At 70.4% G+C, this 20,769-nt stretch carries 1 protein-coding gene (running past one end of the window); it reads right to left on the reverse strand.

The genetic code is table 11. From position 1 onward, the window contains the following. A protein-coding gene (locus ACFXIV_RS10685; protein ID WP_379397230.1) for a non-ribosomal peptide synthase/polyketide synthase crosses the window boundary here: on the reverse strand, positions 1-20,609 show its 5' portion. The gene continues 23,599 nt to the left of window position 1, outside the view; 20,609 of the gene's 44,208 nt are visible here — the first part of the coding sequence; it begins with the start codon at positions 20,607-20,609; its stop codon lies off the left edge, out of view. Positions 20,610-20,769 lie beyond the last annotated feature (160 nt).

The following is a 20,769-nucleotide window of genomic DNA, read 5'->3' on the forward strand; positions in this document are numbered from 1 at the left end:
CCCTTGTCCGGCACCGCGAGCAGCTGCTCCTTGACGGCCTTGATGGCCCGGCCCATGGCGGGCCCGCCGGTGAGGGCGGCGTCCACGTCGATGCCGGACAGATCGAAGCGCACCGGGAAGATGGCGGTGAACCAGCCGACCGTGCGGGACAGGTCGGCACCGGGCACGACCTCTTCCTCACGGCCGTGGCCCTCGAGGCGGACGAGGGCAGACTTCTCCCCGAGTCCCTTGGCGGCACGGAACTTGGCCACCGCCAAGGCGAGTGCGGTCAGCAGGCCGTCGTTGACACCACCGTGGAACAGCGCGGGCACGGTGGTCAGCAGCGCCTTGGTGGCCTCGGCCGACAGCTCGACGCGGTGCTTCTCGATGGTGGCGGTGACGTCGACGGCCGGATCCATGGCGCGCTCGGTGAGCAGCGGGTCCGGGCCCTCGACGACCGTGCGCCAGAATTCGAGTTCGGCGACGCGCTCGTCGGTGGCGGCCTCACGCTCGAGGGCGTGCGCCCAGGTGCGCATGCTGGTGGCGGGCGCGACCAGTTCGGGGGTCTGTCCGGCGGACAGCTGACCCCAGGCGGCGACGAAGTCCGGCACCAGGATTCGCCAGGTGACGCCGTCGACCACGAGGTGGTGCGCGGCGACGACGAGACGCCCAGCACGAGCGGTGCCCGATTCACGGCTCGCCGTGGCGTCCGACGGCTCCAGCCACACGAACCGGATGACCTGTCCCGCAGCCGGATCCAGCTTGCCGAGGGTGGCATCCAGTGCAGCCGTGGCGATCTCGACCAGCTGCGCGTCGGTGACGCCGGCGTCGAACTCGGTGCGATCGATCAGCGCATCCGCGTCGATCGTTCCGGGAGCGGCGGTTTCGACGATCCAGTCCGCGTCCGGCACCCGGCGCAGGCGCGCCCGCAGCATGTCGTGGCGGTCGATGACCGCACCGACGGTGGCGGCGATGCCCGCGCGATCGATGCCGATCGGCAGCTCCAGCGCCATGGTCTGGTTGAAGCGGCCGAACTCGCCCGGCCGGCCCGCCATGAAGCGCACGACGGGGGTCAGCGGCATGACGCCCACGCCGCCGCCCGGTAGCTCGGTCAGCTGCGGGGTCGAATCGCCCTGGCCGTCCGCGGTTTCCGCGACGGCGGCCAGACCGGAGACCGTGCGCTGCTCGAACACGTCGCGCGGGCTGAACACCACGCCGCGCGCCTTGGCCCGCGACACCAGCTGGATGGAGACGATGGAGTCGCCGCCCAGGGCGAAGAACGAGTCGTCGATGCCGACCCGCTCCAGGCCCAGCACCTCGGCGAAGACCTCGGCGATGGTGTGCTCGAGGGCATTGCGCGGCGCGCGGAAGACCACCTCGGTGGCGAAGACCGGCTCGGGCAGCGCCCGGCGGTCCAGCTTGCCGACCGGCGTCAGCGGCACCCGGTCGATGACCATGACCGCCGACGGCACCATGTACGCGGGGAGACGCGCCTCGACGTGCGCGGTCACGGCCGCCACATCGATCGAATGCCCCGGCGTGGCCACCACGTACGACACCAGCGACGTCGCGCCCGCGGCGTTCTTGTGGCCCACGGTGACCGCGAAGTCGACGGACTCGTGCGAGGCCAGCGCGGCATCGATCTCGCCCAGCTCGATGCGGAAACCACGCACCTTGACCTGGAAGTCGGAACGGCCGACGTACTCGACCAAGCCGTCCGGGGTCCAGCGCACCACGTCACCGGTGCGGTACATGCGCTCGCCCGCCACATACGGGTTGGCGACGAACCGGTCGGCGGTCAGGCCCGGTCGTGCGTGGTAGCCGCGCGCCAGCTGAATGCCCGACAGGTACAGCTCACCCGCGACACCCACCGGAACGGGGCGCAGACGGTTGTCGAGGATCAGCGACTGCATGCCCCGGATGGGACCGCCGATGGTGACCAGGTCACCCGGCACCAGCGCATCGCTGATGTTGGTCATGATGGTGGTCTCGGTGGGGCCGTACCCGTTGTGGAACGCACGAATGGTGCCGTCCGCCAGCGGAACCGCCCACTTCTCCACCAGATCGGCGGGGACGGCTTCACCACCGGCGACCAGCACACGCAGCGAGTCCAGGCCCGCCGGTCCGAAGGTGGACAGCGCGGCCGGGGTGATGAAGGCGTGGGTGGCCTGCTCGCGGCGGATCAGCTCGGCGAGCTCCTCACCGCCGTAGGTGCCCGGCGGGACCACCACGAGGGTGCCGCCCTTGCCGATGGCGAGCAGGAACTCCAGCATGGACGCGTCGAACGACGGCGACGCGAAATGCAGTGCACGCGAGGAGGAATCGAGCGCGTACCGCTCGGCCTGCTCGACGCTGAAGTTGGCCAGACCCGCGTGGGTGACCACGACGCCCTTGGGCACACCGGTGGAACCGGAGGTGTAGATGACGTAGGCCGGGTGCTCCGGACGCAGCGGGCGCACCCGCTCCGTGTCGGCGATCGCGCTGTCCGCGAACGCACCCAGCTCCAACTCGTCCAGTACCAGCCACTCGACCGAGTCCGGCATGTCCGCGCGCACCGACGCCACGGTGAGGCCGACCGGCGAACCGGAGTCGGTGACCATGTGGGCGATGCGGTCGGCCGGGTAGTTGGGGTCCACCGGCACGAAGGCCGCACCGGTCTTGGACACCGCCCATTCGGCGAAGTAGGAGTCGTCCGACCGCGGCACGGCCACGGCGACCAGATCCTCGGCGCCGATGCCGCGCTCGATGAGCAAGCGCGCCAGGCGGTTCGAGCGCGCATCCAGCTCGCCGTAGGACAGACTCCGCCCCTGGAACACGACCGCGGTCGCGGCCGGATCGATGGCGACGGCGTCGGCGATGAGCTCGGGCAGCGTGCGCGCCGGGACGGCGGGCAGGCCGAAACGGGCCACCAGCTCGGCGCGTTCGTCCTGGTCCAGGATGTCGATCGCGCCGACGCCGAGCTCCGGGTCGCCCGCGACGGCCTCGAGCACCCGCACCCAGCGCTGCGCGAATCCGGCCGCGGTGGCCTCGTCGAACAGGTCGGTGGCATAGGTCAGCGCCAGCGCCATCCCGGAGTCCTGCTCCGACAGCGTGAACTGCAGGTCGAAGCGGGAGATGTTCTCGTCGAGGTCGAGCGTGGAGACGGTCAGCCCCGGCAGCTCGATGCTGGTGCGATCCAGGTTCTGGAACGCCAGCATGACCTGGAACAGCGGGTTGCGGGCCTGCGAGCGCTCGGGCGCGAGCAGTTCCACCAGCCGCTCGAACGGCACGTCGGCATTGCCGAAGGCGTCGAGGTCGGCGTGCCGCACGCGGTCCAGCAGGTCGGTGAACGACTCGGCCGGGTCGATGCCGGTGCGCAGCACCAGGGTGTTGACGAACATGCCGACCAGGTCGTCCAGCGCGGCCTCACCGCGACCGGCGACCGGGGTACCGACCGCGATGTCGTCGCCGCCGGACAGCCGGGCCAGCAGCACCGCGAGGGCGCTGTGCATGACCATGAACAGCGACGAACCCCGGCGGCGGGCAACGTCTTCCAGCGCCGCGATGAGCTCCGGCGACAGCGTGCGCTGCAGCGTGGCGCCGCGGTGCGAGGCGATGGCCGGGCGCGGGCGGTCGGTGGGCAGGGCCAGCTCGTCGGGCACGCCGCCGAGCACGCGCTGCCAGTAGGCCACCTGGCGGGCCATGATCGAGGACGAGTCCTCTTCGGAGCCCAGCACTTCGCGCTGCCAGACGGCGAAGTCGGCGTACTGGACGGCCAGCGGGGCCCAGCCCGGAACCGCGCCCTGGTTGCGCGCGGTGTAGGCGACCATGACGTCGCGGGCCAGCGGGGACATCGAGAAGCCGTCACCCGCGATGTGGTGCACGACCACCACGAGCACATGTTCGGTGGCGTCCTCGCCGCCGACGCGGAACAGGCGGGCGCGCAGCGGAACCTGTTCGGCCACATCGAAGCCCAGCGTGGCGAAGGCGGTCACAGTGGCGGTCACGTCGTCGGCCGCGACGGTGACCGGCCGCAGGTCGAGGGCGATCTCCTCGGCCGGGACGACCACCTGCATCGGGGTGCCGCCGTGCTCCGGGTACCGGGTGCGCAGCGACTCGTGCCGGCGGACCACGTCCGCGACCGCGAGTTCCAGTGCGGCGGTGTCGAGTTCACCGGTCAGGCGGATGGCCAGCGGCAGGTTGTAGGCCGCCGAGGAGGTGTCGTACTGGTTCAGGAACCACATGCGCTGCTGCGCGAACGACAGCGGCACCAGCTCACCGGGAGTGCGGGTGCGGGCCATGAGCTTGGCGCGGGACGCACCGTCGGCATGCGATTCGATGCGGGCGGCCAGGGCCTCGACCGTGGTGGCCTCGAACAGGGTGCGCACCGCGACCGTGGTGTCCAGGGCCGCGCCGATGCGCGACACCACCCGGGTGGCGATGAGCGAGTTGCCGCCCAGATCGAAGAAGTCGTCGTCCAGGCCCACCCGCGGTAGATCCAGGACCTCGGCGAAGACGGCGGCGACCGTCTCCTGCACCGGGGTCTCCGGGGCGCGGAAGGCCCGCGCCTGCGCGGCCGGAGCCGGGAGCGCCCGGCGGTCCAGCTTGCCGTTGACGGTCAACGGGATTCGGTCCAGCACCACGATGGCGGACGGGACCATGTAGGACGGCAGCAGCTCGGCCGCGCCGTCGCGGACGGCGTCCACGGCCGGCGCGATGCCGTTCTCCGGCACCACGTAGGCCACGATGCGCTGATCGCCCGGCTGGTCCTCGCGCACGATGACCGCGGCCTGGGCCACGCCCGGCTGGGCCAGCACGGCGGACTCGATCTCACCGAGCTCGATGCGGAAGCCGCGCACCTTGACCTGGTCATCGGCGCGGCCCAGGTATTCCAGCTCACCGAAGCGGTTCCAGCGCGCCACGTCGCCGGAGCGGTACAGCCGCTCCCCCAGCACGCCGAACGGGCTGGCCACGAAGCGGGCCGCGGACAGGTCGGGGCGGCCCAGGTAGCCACGCGCCAATTGCGGTCCGGCGACGTACATTTCGCCCGCGACACCGACCGGCACCGGGTGCAGGCGGTCGTCGAGGACGTAGACGCGCAGGCCCGCGATGGCCCGGCCGACCACCGAACCGGTGGCGGCGGCGATGGTGTCGGCATCGAGCACGCGCACGGACACGTGCACGGTGGTCTCGGTGATGCCGTACATGTTCACCAGGTACGGCGTGGAGTCACCGTGGCGGGCAACCCAATCCGACAGGCGGCGCAGCTCGAGCGCCTCACCGCCGAAGACGACGTAGCGCAGCGCCAGCGACTGCTGGTCACCGGCGGCGGTATCCGATTCCCGGCTCGCCGAGGTCGCGATCCGGTCCGCCTCGGCCAGCTGGTAGAAGGCCGACGGGGTCTGGTTGAGCACCGTGACCTGTTCGCGGCGCAGCAGTTCCAGGAACTGCTCGGGCGAGCGGGAGACGTAGTAGTCGACCACGACGAGCTTGCCGCCGTAGAGCAGCGGGCCCCACAGCTCCCACACCGAGAAGTCGAAGGCGTAGGAGTGGAACAGGGTCCACACGTCGTCGGAGCCGAAGCCGAACTCGCGATCGGTGTTCGCCATGAGCCGCACCACATTCCGGTGCGCCACGGCCACGCCCTTGGGGCGGCCGGTGGAGCCGGAGGTGTAGATGACGTAGGCGACGTGATCCGGGCGCAGCGCGGCCCGGCGGTCGGCATCGGTGACCGGCCCGTCGGCCGCGTCCACGATATTGCCCGCCTCCAGCGAGAACCCGTCCAGCAGGACGGTGTTCAGCTCGGCCGGGAGCTCGACCTGCACGGTCGAGTCGGTGATCACGCTGGTCGGCCGCGCGTCCGAGAGCACGTAGGCGATGCGGTCGGCCGGGTAGGTGGGATCGATCGGCACGTAGCCCGCACCGGTCTTGATCACGGCCAGCAGCGCCACCACCAGATCAGCCGAACGCGGCAGCAGCACCGCGACCAGCGATTCCGGTCCCGCGCCCTCACCGATCAGGCGGCGCGCCAGCACATTCGCGCGGCGGTCCAGGTCGAAGTAGGTGAGTTCCTCGTCGCCGAAACGCACCGCGACGCGCTCCGGATTCGCGGCCACCGCCAGGTCGAACAGGCTCGACAGGGTGGCGTCGGCCGCCACGAACGGACTGGCCAGGGCGGCCAGCGGGTTGGCCAGGCGCTCGGCGGACGCGCCCAGCGCGAGCAGGGCGGCGGCCTCGGGCGCGATGCCCGAGGTGCCCTCGGCGACAGCGCGCTCGGCCTCGGCGACCGCGGCCCGCGCGGTCTGCGCCAGCGCGACGATGTCCTCGCCCGCGGAGACCCAGTGCTCGGCCACATTGTGGCGCTCGCCCTCGCCCAGCAGGTCGATATCGCCGATGAGCGCGGCCGGATCCTCGGCGACCGCGCGCAGGATCCGGACCAGGCGCTCGGCGAAGGAGATGACGGTCTCGGCGTCGAACAGGTCGGCGGCGTAGTTCCAGGACAGGCCCAGCGAGCCGTCGGCGCGCTCGCTCACGGTGAGCTGCACGTCGAACTTGGCGGTGCCCGGGTCGAATTCGACGACCTCGAGTTCCAGGTCCGGCAGCGCGACCGCCGCGGCGTCCTTGGCCCCGGCGGCCTCGAAGGTCAGCGCCACCTGGAACAGCGGGTGGTGCGCCTGCGAGCGGACCGGGCTGAGCACGTCGACGAGACGCTCGAACGGCACGTCGGCGTGCGCGAAGGCGGCCAGGTCGGTGCGGCGCACCTGGGCCAGCAGGTCGCGGAAGGCGGCGTCCGGCCGCACCTCGCTGCGCAGCACCAGGGTGTTGACGAACATGCCGACCAGGTCGTCCAGCGCGCGTTCGCCGCGGCCCGCGATGGGGGTGCCGATGGCGATGTCGGTGGCCCGGGACAGGCGCGCGGCCCAGGTGGCGAGGGCGGCGTGCACCAGCATGAACAGGGTGACGTCGTGCTCGCGGGCCACGCCGGTCAGGGCGCGGTGCAGCTCGGCGTCGATCGAGAAGTCGTAGGTGCCACCGGCATTGGTGGCGATCTCCGGCCGCGGGCGGTCGGCGGGCAGCTCGATCTGCTCGGGCAGGTCGGCCAGCCGGTCGGTCCAGTAGGCGATCTGCTGGGCCGCCAGGGACTCGGAATCGGTTTCCGCGCCGAGGATCTCGCGCTGCCACAGTGTGTAGTCGGCGTACTGCACCGGCAGCGGCGCCCAGGCCGGGGCCTCGCCGGTGCTGCGGGACAGGTAGGCGGCCACCACATCCCGCAGCAGCGGGCGCAGCGAGACGCCGTCCGCGCTGATGTGGTGCAGCACCAGCACGACCACGTGCTCGTTTTCGCTGAGGCTGAGCACGGTGGCGCGGAACGGCAGTTCGCGGGTGACGTCGAAGAACACGCTCGCGAGCTGGGTGACGCGGGCGGTCAGGTCGGCCGCGGTGACGGTCTCGCTCCGCACCTCGAAGTCGACCTCGGACAGCGGCAGAATGCGCTGGTAGCCGTCCCCCTCGACCTCGGGATAGATGGTGCGCAGCGACTCGTGGCGGGCCAGTACGTCGCCGATGGCGGCGGTGAAGGCGACCGGGTCGATCGCGCCGGTGAGCTTCAGCGCCACCGGGATGTTGTTGACCGCGGTGCGGTTGTCGAAGCGGTTCAGGAACCACATGCGCTGCTGTGCGAGCGACAGCGGCACCAGCTCCGGGCGCTCCTGGGCGGCCAGCGCCGCGCGGGCGCCGGTGCCGACGCGCGATTCCAGTTGCGCGGCAAGGGAAGCCACGGTGGTGGCCTCGAACAGCGTGCGCAGCGGGATGTCGGCGTCCAGGGCGGCCGACAGGCGCGCGATCACCTGGGTGGCGATGAGCGAGTTGCCGCCGAGCTCGAAGAAGTCGTCGTCCAGGCCGACCCGGTCCAGGCCGAGCACGTCGGCGATGGTGCCGGCGACCGTCTGCTGCACCGGCGTGACCGGGGCGCGGTAGGTCTTGGCGGCGAAGGTGGGCACGGGCAGCTGCTTGCGGTCCAGCTTGCCGGAGGCATTGAGCGGGAAGGCGTCCAGCACCATGAAGGCGGCCGGGACCATGTAGGCCGGAAGCTGCTCGGACAGTTCGTCCTTGACCGCGTCGAGGTCGAGGTGACCGTCGGCGGCGATCAGGTAGGCGACCAGCTGATCGCCGGTGCGCTCGTCGGTGCGGACCACCACCACGGACTGGGCGATCGACGGCAGCGCGGTGAGCGCCGACTCGATCTCGCCGAGCTCGATGCGCAGGCCGCGCAGCTTCACCTGGAAGTCGGTGCGGCCCAGGTACTCCAGCTCGCCATTGCCCGTCCAGGTGACCAGGTCACCGGTGCGGTACATGCGGGCGCCGGCGCCGAAGGGGTTGGCCACGAAACGATCCGCGGTCAGGTCGGGGCGCGCCACATAGCCGGTGGCCAGCTGATCGCCCGCCAGGTACAGCTCACCCGCGACACCCACCGGAACCGGTTTCAGACGCGAATCCAGCACGTACACCTGGGTGTTGAAGACCGGCGCGCCGATCGGCACCGAGGCCAGGTCGGCGTCGGTGACCTCGTGGAAGGTCACGTCGACCGCGGCCTCGGTGGGGCCGTACAGGTTGTGCAGGCGAGCGCCGGTCAGTTCGCGCAGCTTCTGCGCGGTCGGCGCGGGCAGGCCCTCACCGGAGGCGAAGACATTGGTCAGGCTGACGCAGTCGGCCGCGGCCGGCTCGGCCACGAAGACCGCGAGCATGGACGGCACGAAGTGGGTGACCGTGACGCCCTCGCGGACGATGATCTCGGCCAGGTAGGCCGGATCGCGGTGGCCGTCCGGCTTGGCGACCACCAGGCGCGCGCCGACCTGCAAGGGCCAGAAGAACTCCCACACCGAGACGTCGAAGGTGGCGGGGGTCTTCTGCAGCACCACGTCGTAGGCGGCCAGCCCGTACTGGGCGTGCATCCACACCAGACGGTTCACGATCGCGGCGTGGCTCACGGCCACACCCTTGGGGCGGCCGGTGGAGCCGGACGTGAAGATCACGTACGCGGTGTTCTGCGGGCGCAGCGGCGAGCGGCGCTCGGCATCGGCGACCGGGGTGTCGGCGAAGCCGGACAGGTCCAGCTCGTCGATCCGGACCTGGCGCGCGTCAACGCCTTCCAGGTCGTCGCCGGAGGTCAGCACACAGACCGGCTGCGCGGTCTCGAGGATGTACTGGGTGCGCTCGGCCGGGTGATCCGGATCCAGCGGCACGTACGCGCCACCGGCGACGGTGACCGCGTACATGCCCGCGACCAGGTCGATGGAGCGGCGCATACCCAGCGCCACAAAGGATTCCGGGCCGACGCCCTCGGCGATGAGCCAGCGCGCGAGCTTGCGGACCCGAGCCGCGAACTCGGCGTAGGACAGCTGTGTCTTATTTTCCGGGCTCCGCCCGGGCGTCCCCTCGAAGGTGACAGCAGTCGCTTCGGGAGTCAGCGCGACCTGCGCCTCGAACAGCGAAACCAGCGTCGCCGCAGCGCCTTCGGAGATCTCCGGCAGTGCGGTGTCCAGCTCGAACGCGGTCTCGTTCCAGCCGACCAGCAGCTGGCGACGTTCGGCCTCGCTCAGCAGCTCGACATCGCCGACCAGCTGGGTCGGGTCCGCGGCCACGGCGGTGAGCATGGCCACGAAGCGCTGCGCGAAGATATCGGCATACTGCGCGTCGAAAAGGTCTGTCGCATAGACGAGTTCGGCGTCCATGGCCGCGGTGTCCAATTCGCGGCCCGCCGCGGCACCGTCGATGACCTCGCTCAGCGTCAGCTGCAGATCGAACTTGGCCGACTGCTGGTCGATGGCCAGCTCGGACACGCTCAGACCTGGTAGCTCCAGCGAGGCGCGGCCCAGATTCTGGAACGACAGCATGACCTGGAACAGCGGGTGCCGGGCCTGCGAGCGGGCCGGGTTGAGCACCTCGACCAGCCGCTCGAACGGCACGTCCGCGTGGGCGAAGGCCTGCAGATCGCGTTCGCGCACGGTCTTCAGCAGGTCGGTGAAGCTGGTGCCGGCGTCGACCGGCGACCGCAGCACCAGGGTGTTGACGAACATGCCGACGAGATCGTCGAGGGCCTGCTCGCCACGGCCCGCCACCGGAATACCGACCGCGATGTCCTCGGTGCCGCTCAGGCGCGCCAGCAGTGCGGCGAAAGCACTGTGCACCACCATGAACAGGGTGGTGCCATTGCTCTGCGCCACCCGGTTCAGGCCGGCGATGAGCTCGCCCGGCACCTGGAACCGGTGGGTGCCGGCGTCGTAGGACGCGACGGCCGGGCGCGGCTTGGCCGACAGGCGCAGCTCGTCCGGCAGGCCGGACAGGGTGCCGCGCCAGTAGTCGAGCTGCTCGGCGATGAGCGAGCGCGGATCCTCTTCCGAGCCCAGCGTTTCCCGCTGCCACAGCGCGTAGTCCGCGTACTGCACCGGCAGTTCGGTCCAGCCCGGGGTCTCGCCGTTGCTGCGCGCGATGTAGGCGGTCATGAGGTCGCGCACCAGCGGGTTCATCGAGAAGCCGTCGGCGGCGATGTGGTGGGCCACCAGCACCAGCACGTGGTCGTCGGCCGCGAGGCGATAGGCGCGCAGGCGGACAGCGGTCTCGGTGGTGACGTCGAAGCCGCGGGCGGCGAAGTCGTAGACCGCGGCGAACAATTCGCCCTCGGTCACGTCCAGCACATCCAGCTCGGGGATGGCGCGGCCGGTGGGCAGCACCTTCTGGTAGGCGACGCCCTCGTGCGACGGGTAGAGGGTGCGCAGCGACTCGTGCCGCGCCACCACGTCGGCGATGGCCCCGCGCATGGCGTCGAGATCCAGTGCGCCGGTGAGCCTTACGGCCGCCGGGATGTTGTTGGCGGCCGAGTCCGGATCGAACCGGTTGAGGAACCACATGCGCTGCTGCGCCAGCGATAGCGGCGGGTACTCCGGCCGGGACCGAACCGTGAGGGCCTGGCGCACACCGGTTCCCGCGTGCGACTCGACGCGGGCGGCCAGCGCGGCCACGGTCGGGGCCTCGAACAGCACGCGCACGCCGATCTCGGCGTTCAGCGCGGCGGCCAGGCGGGCCACCACCTGGGTGGCGACCAGCGAGTTGCCGCCCAGCTCGAAGAAGTCGTCGTCCACGCCGACGCGCTCGACGCCGAGCAGATCGGCGAAGATCTGCGCGATGATCTCCTCGATCGGGGTCGAGGGGGCGCGGAAGCGCTTGGCCTCGAAGACCGGCGCGGGCAGTGCCCGGCGGTCCAGCTTGCCGGAGGCGTTGACCGGGAAGGCGTCCAGCACCACGAGCGCGGCCGGGACCATGTAGGCGGGCAGCGAGCCGCTCAGCGCGGCCTTGACCGCGTCGACGTCCACGACCGCGTCGGCCTCACGCACCACATAGCCGACCAGCTGATCACCGGCGTGCGCATCGGTGCGCACCACCACGACCGACTGGGCGATGGCCGGCTGCGCCAGCAGCGCGGCCTCGATCTCGCCGAGCTCGATGCGCAGACCGCGCAGCTTGACCTGGAAGTCGGTGCGGCCCAGGTAGTTCAGTTCGCCGTCGGCGGTCCAGGAGACCAGGTCGCCGGTGCGGTACATGCGGTCGCCGGAGACGAACGGGTTGGCGACGAAGCGATCGGCGGACAGGTCGGGACGGCCGAGGTAGCCGCGCGCCAGCTGATCGCCCGCCAGATAGAGCTCACCCGCGACACCCGGCGCGACCGGGTGCAGGCGGGCGTCGAGCACGTAGGTCTCGGTGTTCCAGACCGGGCGGCCGATCGGCACGAACACGGTGTCGGTGTCCACGACCTCGTGGTAGGTGACGTCGACGGCCGCTTCGGTCGGGCCGTACAGGTTGTGCAGACGCGCACCGGTGAGCTCGCGCAGCTTCTGCGCGGTCGGCGCGGGCAGCGCCTCACCCGAGGCGAAGACCTGCCGCAAACGCGGTGCGGGGACCGAGGAGTCGCCGTTCTCGTTGCCGAGGGTGGCGACGAACACCGACAGCATCGACGGCACGAAGTGGGCGGTGGTGATGCCGGTCTCGGCGATGACCTGGGCCAGGTACACCGGGTCGCGGTGGCCGTCCGGCCTGGCGACCACCAGGCGGGCGCCGGTCTGCAGGGGCCAGAAGAACTCCCAGACCGACACGTCGAAGGTGGCCGGAGTCTTCTGCAGGACAGCGTCGTTCGCGTCGATCGGGTACTCGTGCTGCATCCACAGCAGGCGGTTCACGATCGCACCGTGCTCGACCGCGACACCCTTCGGGCGGCCGGTCGAACCGGAGGTGAAAATGACGTAGGCCGTGTGCTCCGGCCGGATCGCCTGTCCCCGTTCGGCATCCGTGATCGGCGCGTCGGAGTAGGCCTCCAGGTTCAGGGTGTCGACCTCGAGCACCGGCACATTGCGGCCGGTGACGAAATCGTCGCGGCTGGTGGTGAGGATCGCGACCGGGCGGGCGGTGTCGAGCACGTGGTCGATGCGCTCGTCCGGCTGATCCGGATCCAGCGGCACGTACGCGCCACCGGCCTCCAGCACCGCGTGCATGGCGACGACCAGATCCAGCGAGCGCCGGATGGCCAGCGCCACATGCGATTCCGCGCCCACGCCCTGGGCGATGAGCTTGCGGGCCAGCCGGTGCACCCGCGCCGCGAACTCGGCGTAGGACAGACCTGTCCCCTCGAATTCCACGGCAGGCGCATCGGGGCTGGTCAGAGCCTGTGCTTCGAACAGCGACACCAGCGTCGCGGCCTCGCCCTCCGGCAACGCGGGCAGCACCCGCGCCAGGTTGAACGCGGTGTCGTTCCAGTCGTCGAGCACCCGCTCGCGCTCGTCGGCGACCAACAGGTCGATATCGCCGAGCGGCCGGTCCGGGTCCGCGACAACGGCTGCCAGGATCAGGTCCAGGCGGTGCGCGAAGGCCGCGATGGTGGACTCGTCGAAAAGGTCCAGCGCATAGGAGATCTCGGCGGACATGCCGGCGTTCTCGCCGTGGTCGTCCTGCGCCTCCTGCAGGGTCAGCTGCAGGTCGAACTTGGCCAGGCGGGCGTCGTAGTCGATGCCGTTGACCGAGAGCCCGGGCAGTTCCAGGCTGGCCTGCCGGGTGTTCTGGAAGGTCAGCATGACCTGGAACAGCGGGTGGCGAGCCTGCGAGCGGGCCGGGTTGAGCACCTCGACCAGCCGCTCGAACGGCACGTCCGCGTGCGCGAAGGCGTGCAGGTCGGTGTCGCGGGAGCGGGCCAGCAGATCGGCGAAGGTCTCGCTGCCGTCCACCTCGGTGCGCAGCACCAGGGTGTTGACGAACATGCCGATGAGGTCGTCGAGCGCGGCCTCACCGCGGCCGTGCACCGGGGTGCCGATGGCGATGTCGCCGGTCCCGGACAGGCGGGCCAGCAGCACCGCGAGCGCACTGTGCATGACCATGAACAGCGAGGCATTGTGCCGGCGGCCCAGATCCACCAGCGCCTGCTGGGTTTCGGCGGAGATGGCGAACGGGTAGGTGCCACCCTGGTAGCTGGCCACGGCCGGACGCTGCCGGTCGGCGGGCAGCACCAGCTCGTCCGGCAGATCGGCGAGCGCGTCGGTCCAGTAGCGGATCTGCTTGGCGATCAGCGAATCCGGGTCGTCCTCGGAACCGAGCACCTCGCGCTGCCAGAGCGCGTAGTCGGCGTACTGCACCGGCAGTTCCGCCCAGGCCGGGGCCTCCCACGAGGTGCGGGCGGCGTAGGCGACCATGACGTCGCGGGCCAGCGGGCCCATGGACCAGCCGTCGGCGCTGATGTGGTGGACCACCATGCCGAGGATGTACTCGGTCTCGCTGATCTCGAAAAGCGCGGCGTGCAAAGGCACTTCGCCGGTGACGTCGAAGGCCATGGTGGCCAGCTCGACCAGGTGGTCGATCAGATTCGACTCGGTGACCGGCACCGGCGTCAGGTCGGGCACGATCTGCGCGGCGTCCAGCACCCGCTGCACCGGGCCGTGCGCGGTCTCCGGGAAGACGGTGCGCAGCGACTCGTGCCGGTCGATGACGTCGATGACCGCGACCTGCAGGGCCGCGATATCGAGCTCACCGGAGAGCCGGATGGCGACCGGGATGTTGTTCACCGCCGAGGCGGTGTCGAAGCGGTTGAGGAACCACATGCGCTGCTGCGCCAGCGAAAGCGGGACCTCGCTGGGCCGCTCGCGGGCCACCAGGGCCTTGCGGCCGCCGTCGCCGACGTGCGATTCCACCCGGGCCGCCAGGGCTTCCACGGTGGCGGCCTCGAACAGCATGCGCACCGGCACGCGGGTGTCGAGGGCCGTGCCCAGTCGGGTAGCCACCTGGGTGGCGATCAGCGAGTTGCCGCCCAGTTCGAAGAAGTCGTCGTCGACGCCGACCCGGGCGATGCCCAGCACCTCGCCGAAGATCTGGGCGACGATCTCCTCGATCGGCGTTGTGGGAGCACGGAATTCGCGCACCTCGAAGCGCGGCGCGGGCAGCGCGCGGCGGTCCAGCTTGCCGGAGGCGTTCACCGGGAACGCGTCCAGCACCATGATCGAACCCGGCACCATGTAGGCGGGCAGGGTGCGCTGCAGCGAGGTCTTGACGCCGTCCAGATCCACCGGGCCGCCGGCCACGATGTAGGCGACCAGCTGATCGCCGGCCACGGTGTCGATGACCAGCACCACGGCCTGCTGCACCTTGGGGTGGTCCAGCAGCGCGGTCTCGATCTCGCCGAGCTCGATGCGCTGGCCGCGGAACTTCACCTGGAAGTCGGTGCGGCCGATGTAGTCGATGACGCCCGGGTCGTTGTGGTTCCAGCGCACCAGGTCACCGGTGCGGTACAGGCGCGAACCCGGCTCGCCGTAGGGGTTGGCGACGAAGCGCTCGGCGCTCAGGTCCGGGCGGCCGAAGTAGCCGCGCGCCACCTGGACACCGCCCAGGTAGAGCTCACCCGGGACACCCGCGGGCACCGGGCGCAGGCCCTCGTCCAGCACATAGGTCTGCGCGTTCCACACCGGGCGGCCGATGGGCACCGAGGTGACCACGGGCGCGTCGATGGGCGCGTAGGTGGCGTGCACGGTGAACTCGGTCGGACCGTACAGGTTGTGCACGGCCGCGGTGGAGAAGCGGCGGAAGGCGGTCACGGTGGCCGGCGGCAGCGCCTCACCGGCGACCAGCACCGCACGCAGCGACAGGCATTCGGCCGACGAGGCGCTGGAGGCGAACACGCTCAGCATGGACGGCACGAACGAGGTCATGGTGACCCGGTGCCGGCCGATGACCTCCGACAGGTACATCGGATCGCGGTGGCCGTCCGGCGCGGCGATGACCTGCTGTGCGCCCACGGCCAGCGAGCCGAACAGCTCCCACACCGAGACGTCGAAGGTGACCGGCGTCTTCTGCAGGATCACATCGGTGTCGTCGATGTCGTATTCGCGGGTGATCCAGGCGATCTGGTTGAGCACCGCGGCATGCGGGATGGCCACGCCCTTGGGGCGGCCGGTCGAGCCGGAGGTGAACAGCACGTAGGCGGCATTGGTCGGCCGCAGCGGCGCCAGCCGGTCCGCGTCGGTGACCGGGGCGGCGCTGTAGTCGCCCAGATCCAGCGAATCCAGGTGCAGCACCGGGCAATCCGAGGTTTCCACCGCATCGTCGGCGGTGGTGAGCAGCACCACCGGCTCGGCGGTGCGCAGCACGTAGTCGGTGCGCTCGGCCGGGTGGTCCGGGTCGATCGGCACGTAGCCGCCGCCCGCGGTGAGGGTGGCGTAGATGGCGACCAGCATGTCCACCGAGCGGCGGATGCCCACCGCGACCAGGGACTCCGGGCCCACGCCGGCGTCGATCAGCCTGCGCGCCAGGCGATTCACGCGCGCGGAGAACTCCGCGTAGCTCAGCTCCTCGGCGGGGCCGAACATGCTGCCGCTGCGCTCGCCCGGATCGAAGATCAGCGCGGTGGCGTCCGGCCGGATCCGCACCTGCCGCTCGAACAGGTCGAGAACGGTTGCGGCGGAGGGGAGTTCACGCGCGGTGTGATTCCACGCGTGCAGCACGGTCTCGCGCTCACCGGCGTCGAGGACGTCGATGTCGCGCACCACGGTGTCCGGTGCGGCGACGGCGGTTTCGAGCACGCGCAGGTAGCGCTGCCCGAACTCGGCCACGGTCGAGGCGTCGAACAGATCGGTGGCGTAGGACAGCACCACCGCCAGCCCGGCCGGCTCACCGGCCAGGCCGCGCTGCTCGGTCAGCGTCCACTGCAGGTCGAACTTGGCGATGTCGACCTCGAGCTCGTCCGCGGAGACGGTGAGGCCGGGCAGCTCCATGGAGCCGTGCGACATCTCCTGGAACGACAGCATGACCTGGAACAGCGGGTGCCGGGCCTGCGAACGGGTCGGGTTGAGCACCTCGACCAGCCGCTCGAACGGGACATCGGTATTGGCGAAGGCCGCCAGGTCGGTCTCCCGGGTGCGGGCCAGGAAGTCGGTGAAGCGCTGGGCCCCATCCACCTCCGAACGCAGCACCAGGGTGTTGACGAACATGCCGATCAGGTCGTCGAGCGCCTGCTCACCACGACCGGCGACCGGGGTGCCGATGGCGATGTCGCTGGTGCCCGAGAGCCGGGACAGCAGCACGGCCAGCGCGCTGTGCATGACCATGAACAGCGAAACACCCTGGGCGCGCGCCAAACCCGCCAGCCGGGTGTGCAGCTCGGCCGGGATGTCGAAGGTGACGCGGGAGCCGTGGAAGCTCTGCACCGGCGGACGCTGACGGTCGGCCGGGAGGTCCAGCTGATCCGGCAGCCCGGCCAGCGCCCCACGCCAGTAGGCGATCTGGCGGGCGGCCATGGACTCGGCATCGGATTCCGAACCGAGCACCTCGCGCTGCCAGATGCTGAAGTCCTGGTACTGCACCGGCAGCGGCGCCCATGCGGGCTCCTGGCCGGCAACGCGCGCCAGGTAGGCGGCGGTCATGTCACGTGAGAGCGGCCCGAACGAGAAGCCGTCCGCCGCGATGTGATGCACCACGAAGGCGACCGCGAGATCGACCTCGTCGGCATCGAGCGCCGCCGCACCGGCGACCCGGAACACGCGCACGCGAATCGGCAGCTGGGTCGAGACATCGAAACCGGCGGAGGCGAATTCCGCCAGCGCGGACGGCAATTCGGCCTCGGCGAGATCGATGACCTCGATGCCCAGCTCCACCTCGGACATCGGCAGCACCTGCTGGAAGCCGCCGTCGCCGGACTCGGGGAAGATGGTGCGCAGGGATTCCTGGCGCGCGACCACATCGGCCAGCGCCAGCTGCAGGGCCTCGATATCGACCTGCCCGCGCAACCGCACCACGAACGGCAGGTTGTAGGTGGGGACATTCGGGTCGAACTGGTTCAGGAACCACATGCGCTGCTGCGCCAGCGACAGCGGCACCCGATCGGGGCGCTCCTGCGCCACCAGCGGAGTACGCGAAACATCGGACGGCCCAGCGGCTTCCACCCGCGCGGCGAGGCCCGCCACGGTGGGGGTCTCGAACAGCGCGCGCACACCCAGGCGGGTACTGAACGCGGCCGAGATGCGGGCCACCACCTGGGTGGCGACCAGCGAGTTGCCGCCCAGATCGAAGAAGTTGTCGTCGATGCCGACCCGGTCGTGGCCGAGCACATCGGCGAACACGCCCGCCACGATCTCCTCGGCGGCGGTGCGCGGCGCGCGGTAGCCGGCGGCATCCGCGCTGAACACCGGCTCCGGCAGGGCCTTGCGGTCCAACTTGCCGGAGGTGTTGAGCGGGAAGGCGTCCAGCACCATGATCGACGCCGGAACCATGTAGGACGGCAGCTTCTCGGCGGCGAAACGGGTCAGCTCCGCCGGATCGATGGACTGGCCGGGGACCGGGACCACATAGGCGACCAGCTGCTGACCGGTGGCGGTGTCCATGACCAGGACGGCGGCCTGGCTGACGGCCGGGTGGGCCAGCAGGTCGGTCTCGATCTCACCGAGCTCGATGCGCTGACCGCGGAACTTCACCTGGAAGTCGGTGCGGCCGATGTACTCCAGTGCGCCCGCATCGTTCCAGCGGACGAGGTCACCGGTGCGGTACATGCGTTCGCCGTTGGGCGACAACGGGTTCGCGACGAAGCGATCCGAGGTCAGATCCGGACGGCCCTTGTACCCGCGGGCCAGCTGACGGCCCGCGAGGTAGAGCTCACCCGCGGCGCCGATGGCGGCGGGCCGCAGCCGCGAATCCAGAACGTAGACTTCGACATTCCACTCGGGCAGACCGATCGGCACCGTGACGGTGTCGGCGGCGGTGTTCTCCCAGTAGGTGACCGAGACCGCGGCCTCGGTGGGGCCGTACAGGTTGTGCAGGCCGGCCGAGGTGATCTCGCGGAAGCCCGCGCCGGTCTCCGGCGGCAGCGCCTCGCCGATCACGAAAACGTACTTCAGCGAGGCACACTGGGCCCGGGTGGCGTGCGCGACGAAGACCGTCAGCATGGACGGCACGAAGTCGGTGACCGTGACGCCGTGGCGCTCGATCATCTCCGCCACGTACAGCGGATCGCGGTGGCCGTCCGGGGTCGCCACGATGAGCTTCGCGCCCACCAGCAGCGGCATGAAGTAGCCCCACAGCGACACGTCGAAGGTGGTGGCGGTCTTCTGCAGGTAGACATCGTCTTCGGTGAGCGGATACTCGTCGAGCATCCACAGCTCTTGATTGACGATGGCGTGGTGGGTGACGGCGACGCCCTTGGGGCGGCCGGTCGAACCCGAGGTGTAGATGACGTAGGCGGTGTTGTCCGGGCGCAGCGGGGCCAGGCGATCCGCATCGGCCACCGGCTCCGCGGAGAAGCCGGAGACGTCGAGCGTGTCGATCTCCAAGCGGCGCACTGATTCCGGCAGCTCGAGCTCATCGCGAGCGGTGGTCAGCACACAGACCGGTGCCGCGGACTCGAGGATGTAGGCGGTGCGGTCGGCCGGGTGGTCCGGGTCGATCGGCACGTAGGCGCCACCGGCGCGCAGCACCGCGTGCATGCCGACGACCAGGTCGAGCGAGCGGCGCATGCCCAGGGCGACCAGCGATTCCGGGCCGACGCCGTCCTCGATGAGGAAGCGGGCCAGGCGATTGACGCGCGCACCGAACTCGGCGTACGTGAGCTGCTCGCCCTCGAACTCGACGGCGACATTGTCCGGAGTCAGCGGAATCTGCTTGTCCAGCAACGCCGGCAGCGTGGTGACCGGCACCTCGTGCGCGGCGGAGTTCCACTCCACCAGGGTGCGGGTGCGCTCGGCCGCGGTAGTGATGGGCAGGCCCCAGACGGGCTGCTCCTCCCCCGCCGCCAGGAAGCGGTCGAAGAACTCCAGGAACCGCGCGTGGTGACGCTCGGTCTCGTCCTCGGAGTACAGGTTGGGGTTGGTCTCGAAATCGATGTGATTCCGGGTGCCCTTCACCGACTGGTAGAAGTTGACGCCCAGATCCTCGATGGAACCGGTGGACAGCACGCTGTATTCACCGGTGATGTCACCGAGCACGACCTCGTTGTGGAACAACATGATGTTGACCCACGGGCCGAAGAACTGCGAGCCCACCTCGCCGCCGGTGAATTCACCCGTGGCGGTGCCTGATGCACGGCTCGCCGTGTCCCGGCGAATGTCCTCGGCGCGGTAGCGCTGGTGACGCAGCGCACCCGACACCTCGACCTGCACCTGCTTGAGCAGATCGGTCACGGTCACGCCGTGGCCGACGCGCAGGCGCAGCGGCACGATGTTGGAGGCGGCGCCGCCGGAGCGGCGCATGATCGCGGTGGTGCGCGCGGTCACCGGGAGGCTGAGGATGACGTCCTCACTGCCGGTCCACTGCGCGAGATAGGCGGCGAAACCGGCGATGAGCAGACCCGCGGGCGACGACTCGTGGCGTGCCACGGCGTCGTCGAGCAGCGAGCTCTGGTCCTCGCTGAGCGCGCCCGTGGCAATCCGGTTGATGGCGGCCGGCGGCGCGGAGCGACCGACCAGGCTGGTGCCGTCCTCGAGCCCAGCGACCCGCTCTGCCCAGTACTCCTTGTCCGACTTGAATCGGCTGCTCTCGCGGTAGGCGAATTCCTGCTCGACCAGGGTGGGCAGGTCGGTCAGCTTGTGCGGCGCGGGCTCGACGCCACGGACGTACGCGGTGTACAGCTCGGCGACGCGGGTCATGTAGGTCACCGCGCCGAAGCCGTCCAGCACGATGTGGTGGATGCGCGCGTACCAGTAGTAATGGCCGTCGGCCAGTTTCAGCATGGCCGTGCGGATGAGGCGGTCCCGGGTGAGGTCCAGCGGGGCGCTGTAGTCGGCGCGCATCCAGACCCGGGCCGCGGCGGCCGGATCGGCCTCATCGGTCAGATCGACGTGGTAGATGGTGCGGTCCAGCGAGTGGTCCACCATCTGCATGGGCTCGCCGTCACGCTCGACGATGCGCAGGAAGCCCGACCCGAACTCCTCCGAGCCGTGGACCATGGCGCGTTCCAGCAACTCGATGTCGAGTTCGCCGCGCAGTTCCACGTACTGGGCGATATTGATCGGGACCTGCGGGTCCAGGTGCTGGGCATACCAGATGCCGAGCTGCGCCGGCGACAGCGGGAAAAGTTCGCCCGATCCCGGTGCGATTTCGCTGCCAGCTTCGCCGATGCCGCCGAAATCCAGCCGGTCCAACCCAAACCTCGCTTCCGGAACACCACGACACGCAGCGCTCCCCGCCGAAAACCCGAACAGGACGCCACGCCTGCTTCAGCGTGGCGTCCGGTGTTCGGGGCTCACTTCACCGTAAATTGAGACTCCCTGGGGTATCCCCCCAGCTGGCCGATCTTGTTAC

The sequence above is a fragment of the Nocardia sp. NPDC059236 genome, assembly GCF_042754085.1.
Classification (GTDB): Bacteria; Actinomycetota; Actinomycetes; order Mycobacteriales; family Mycobacteriaceae; genus Nocardia.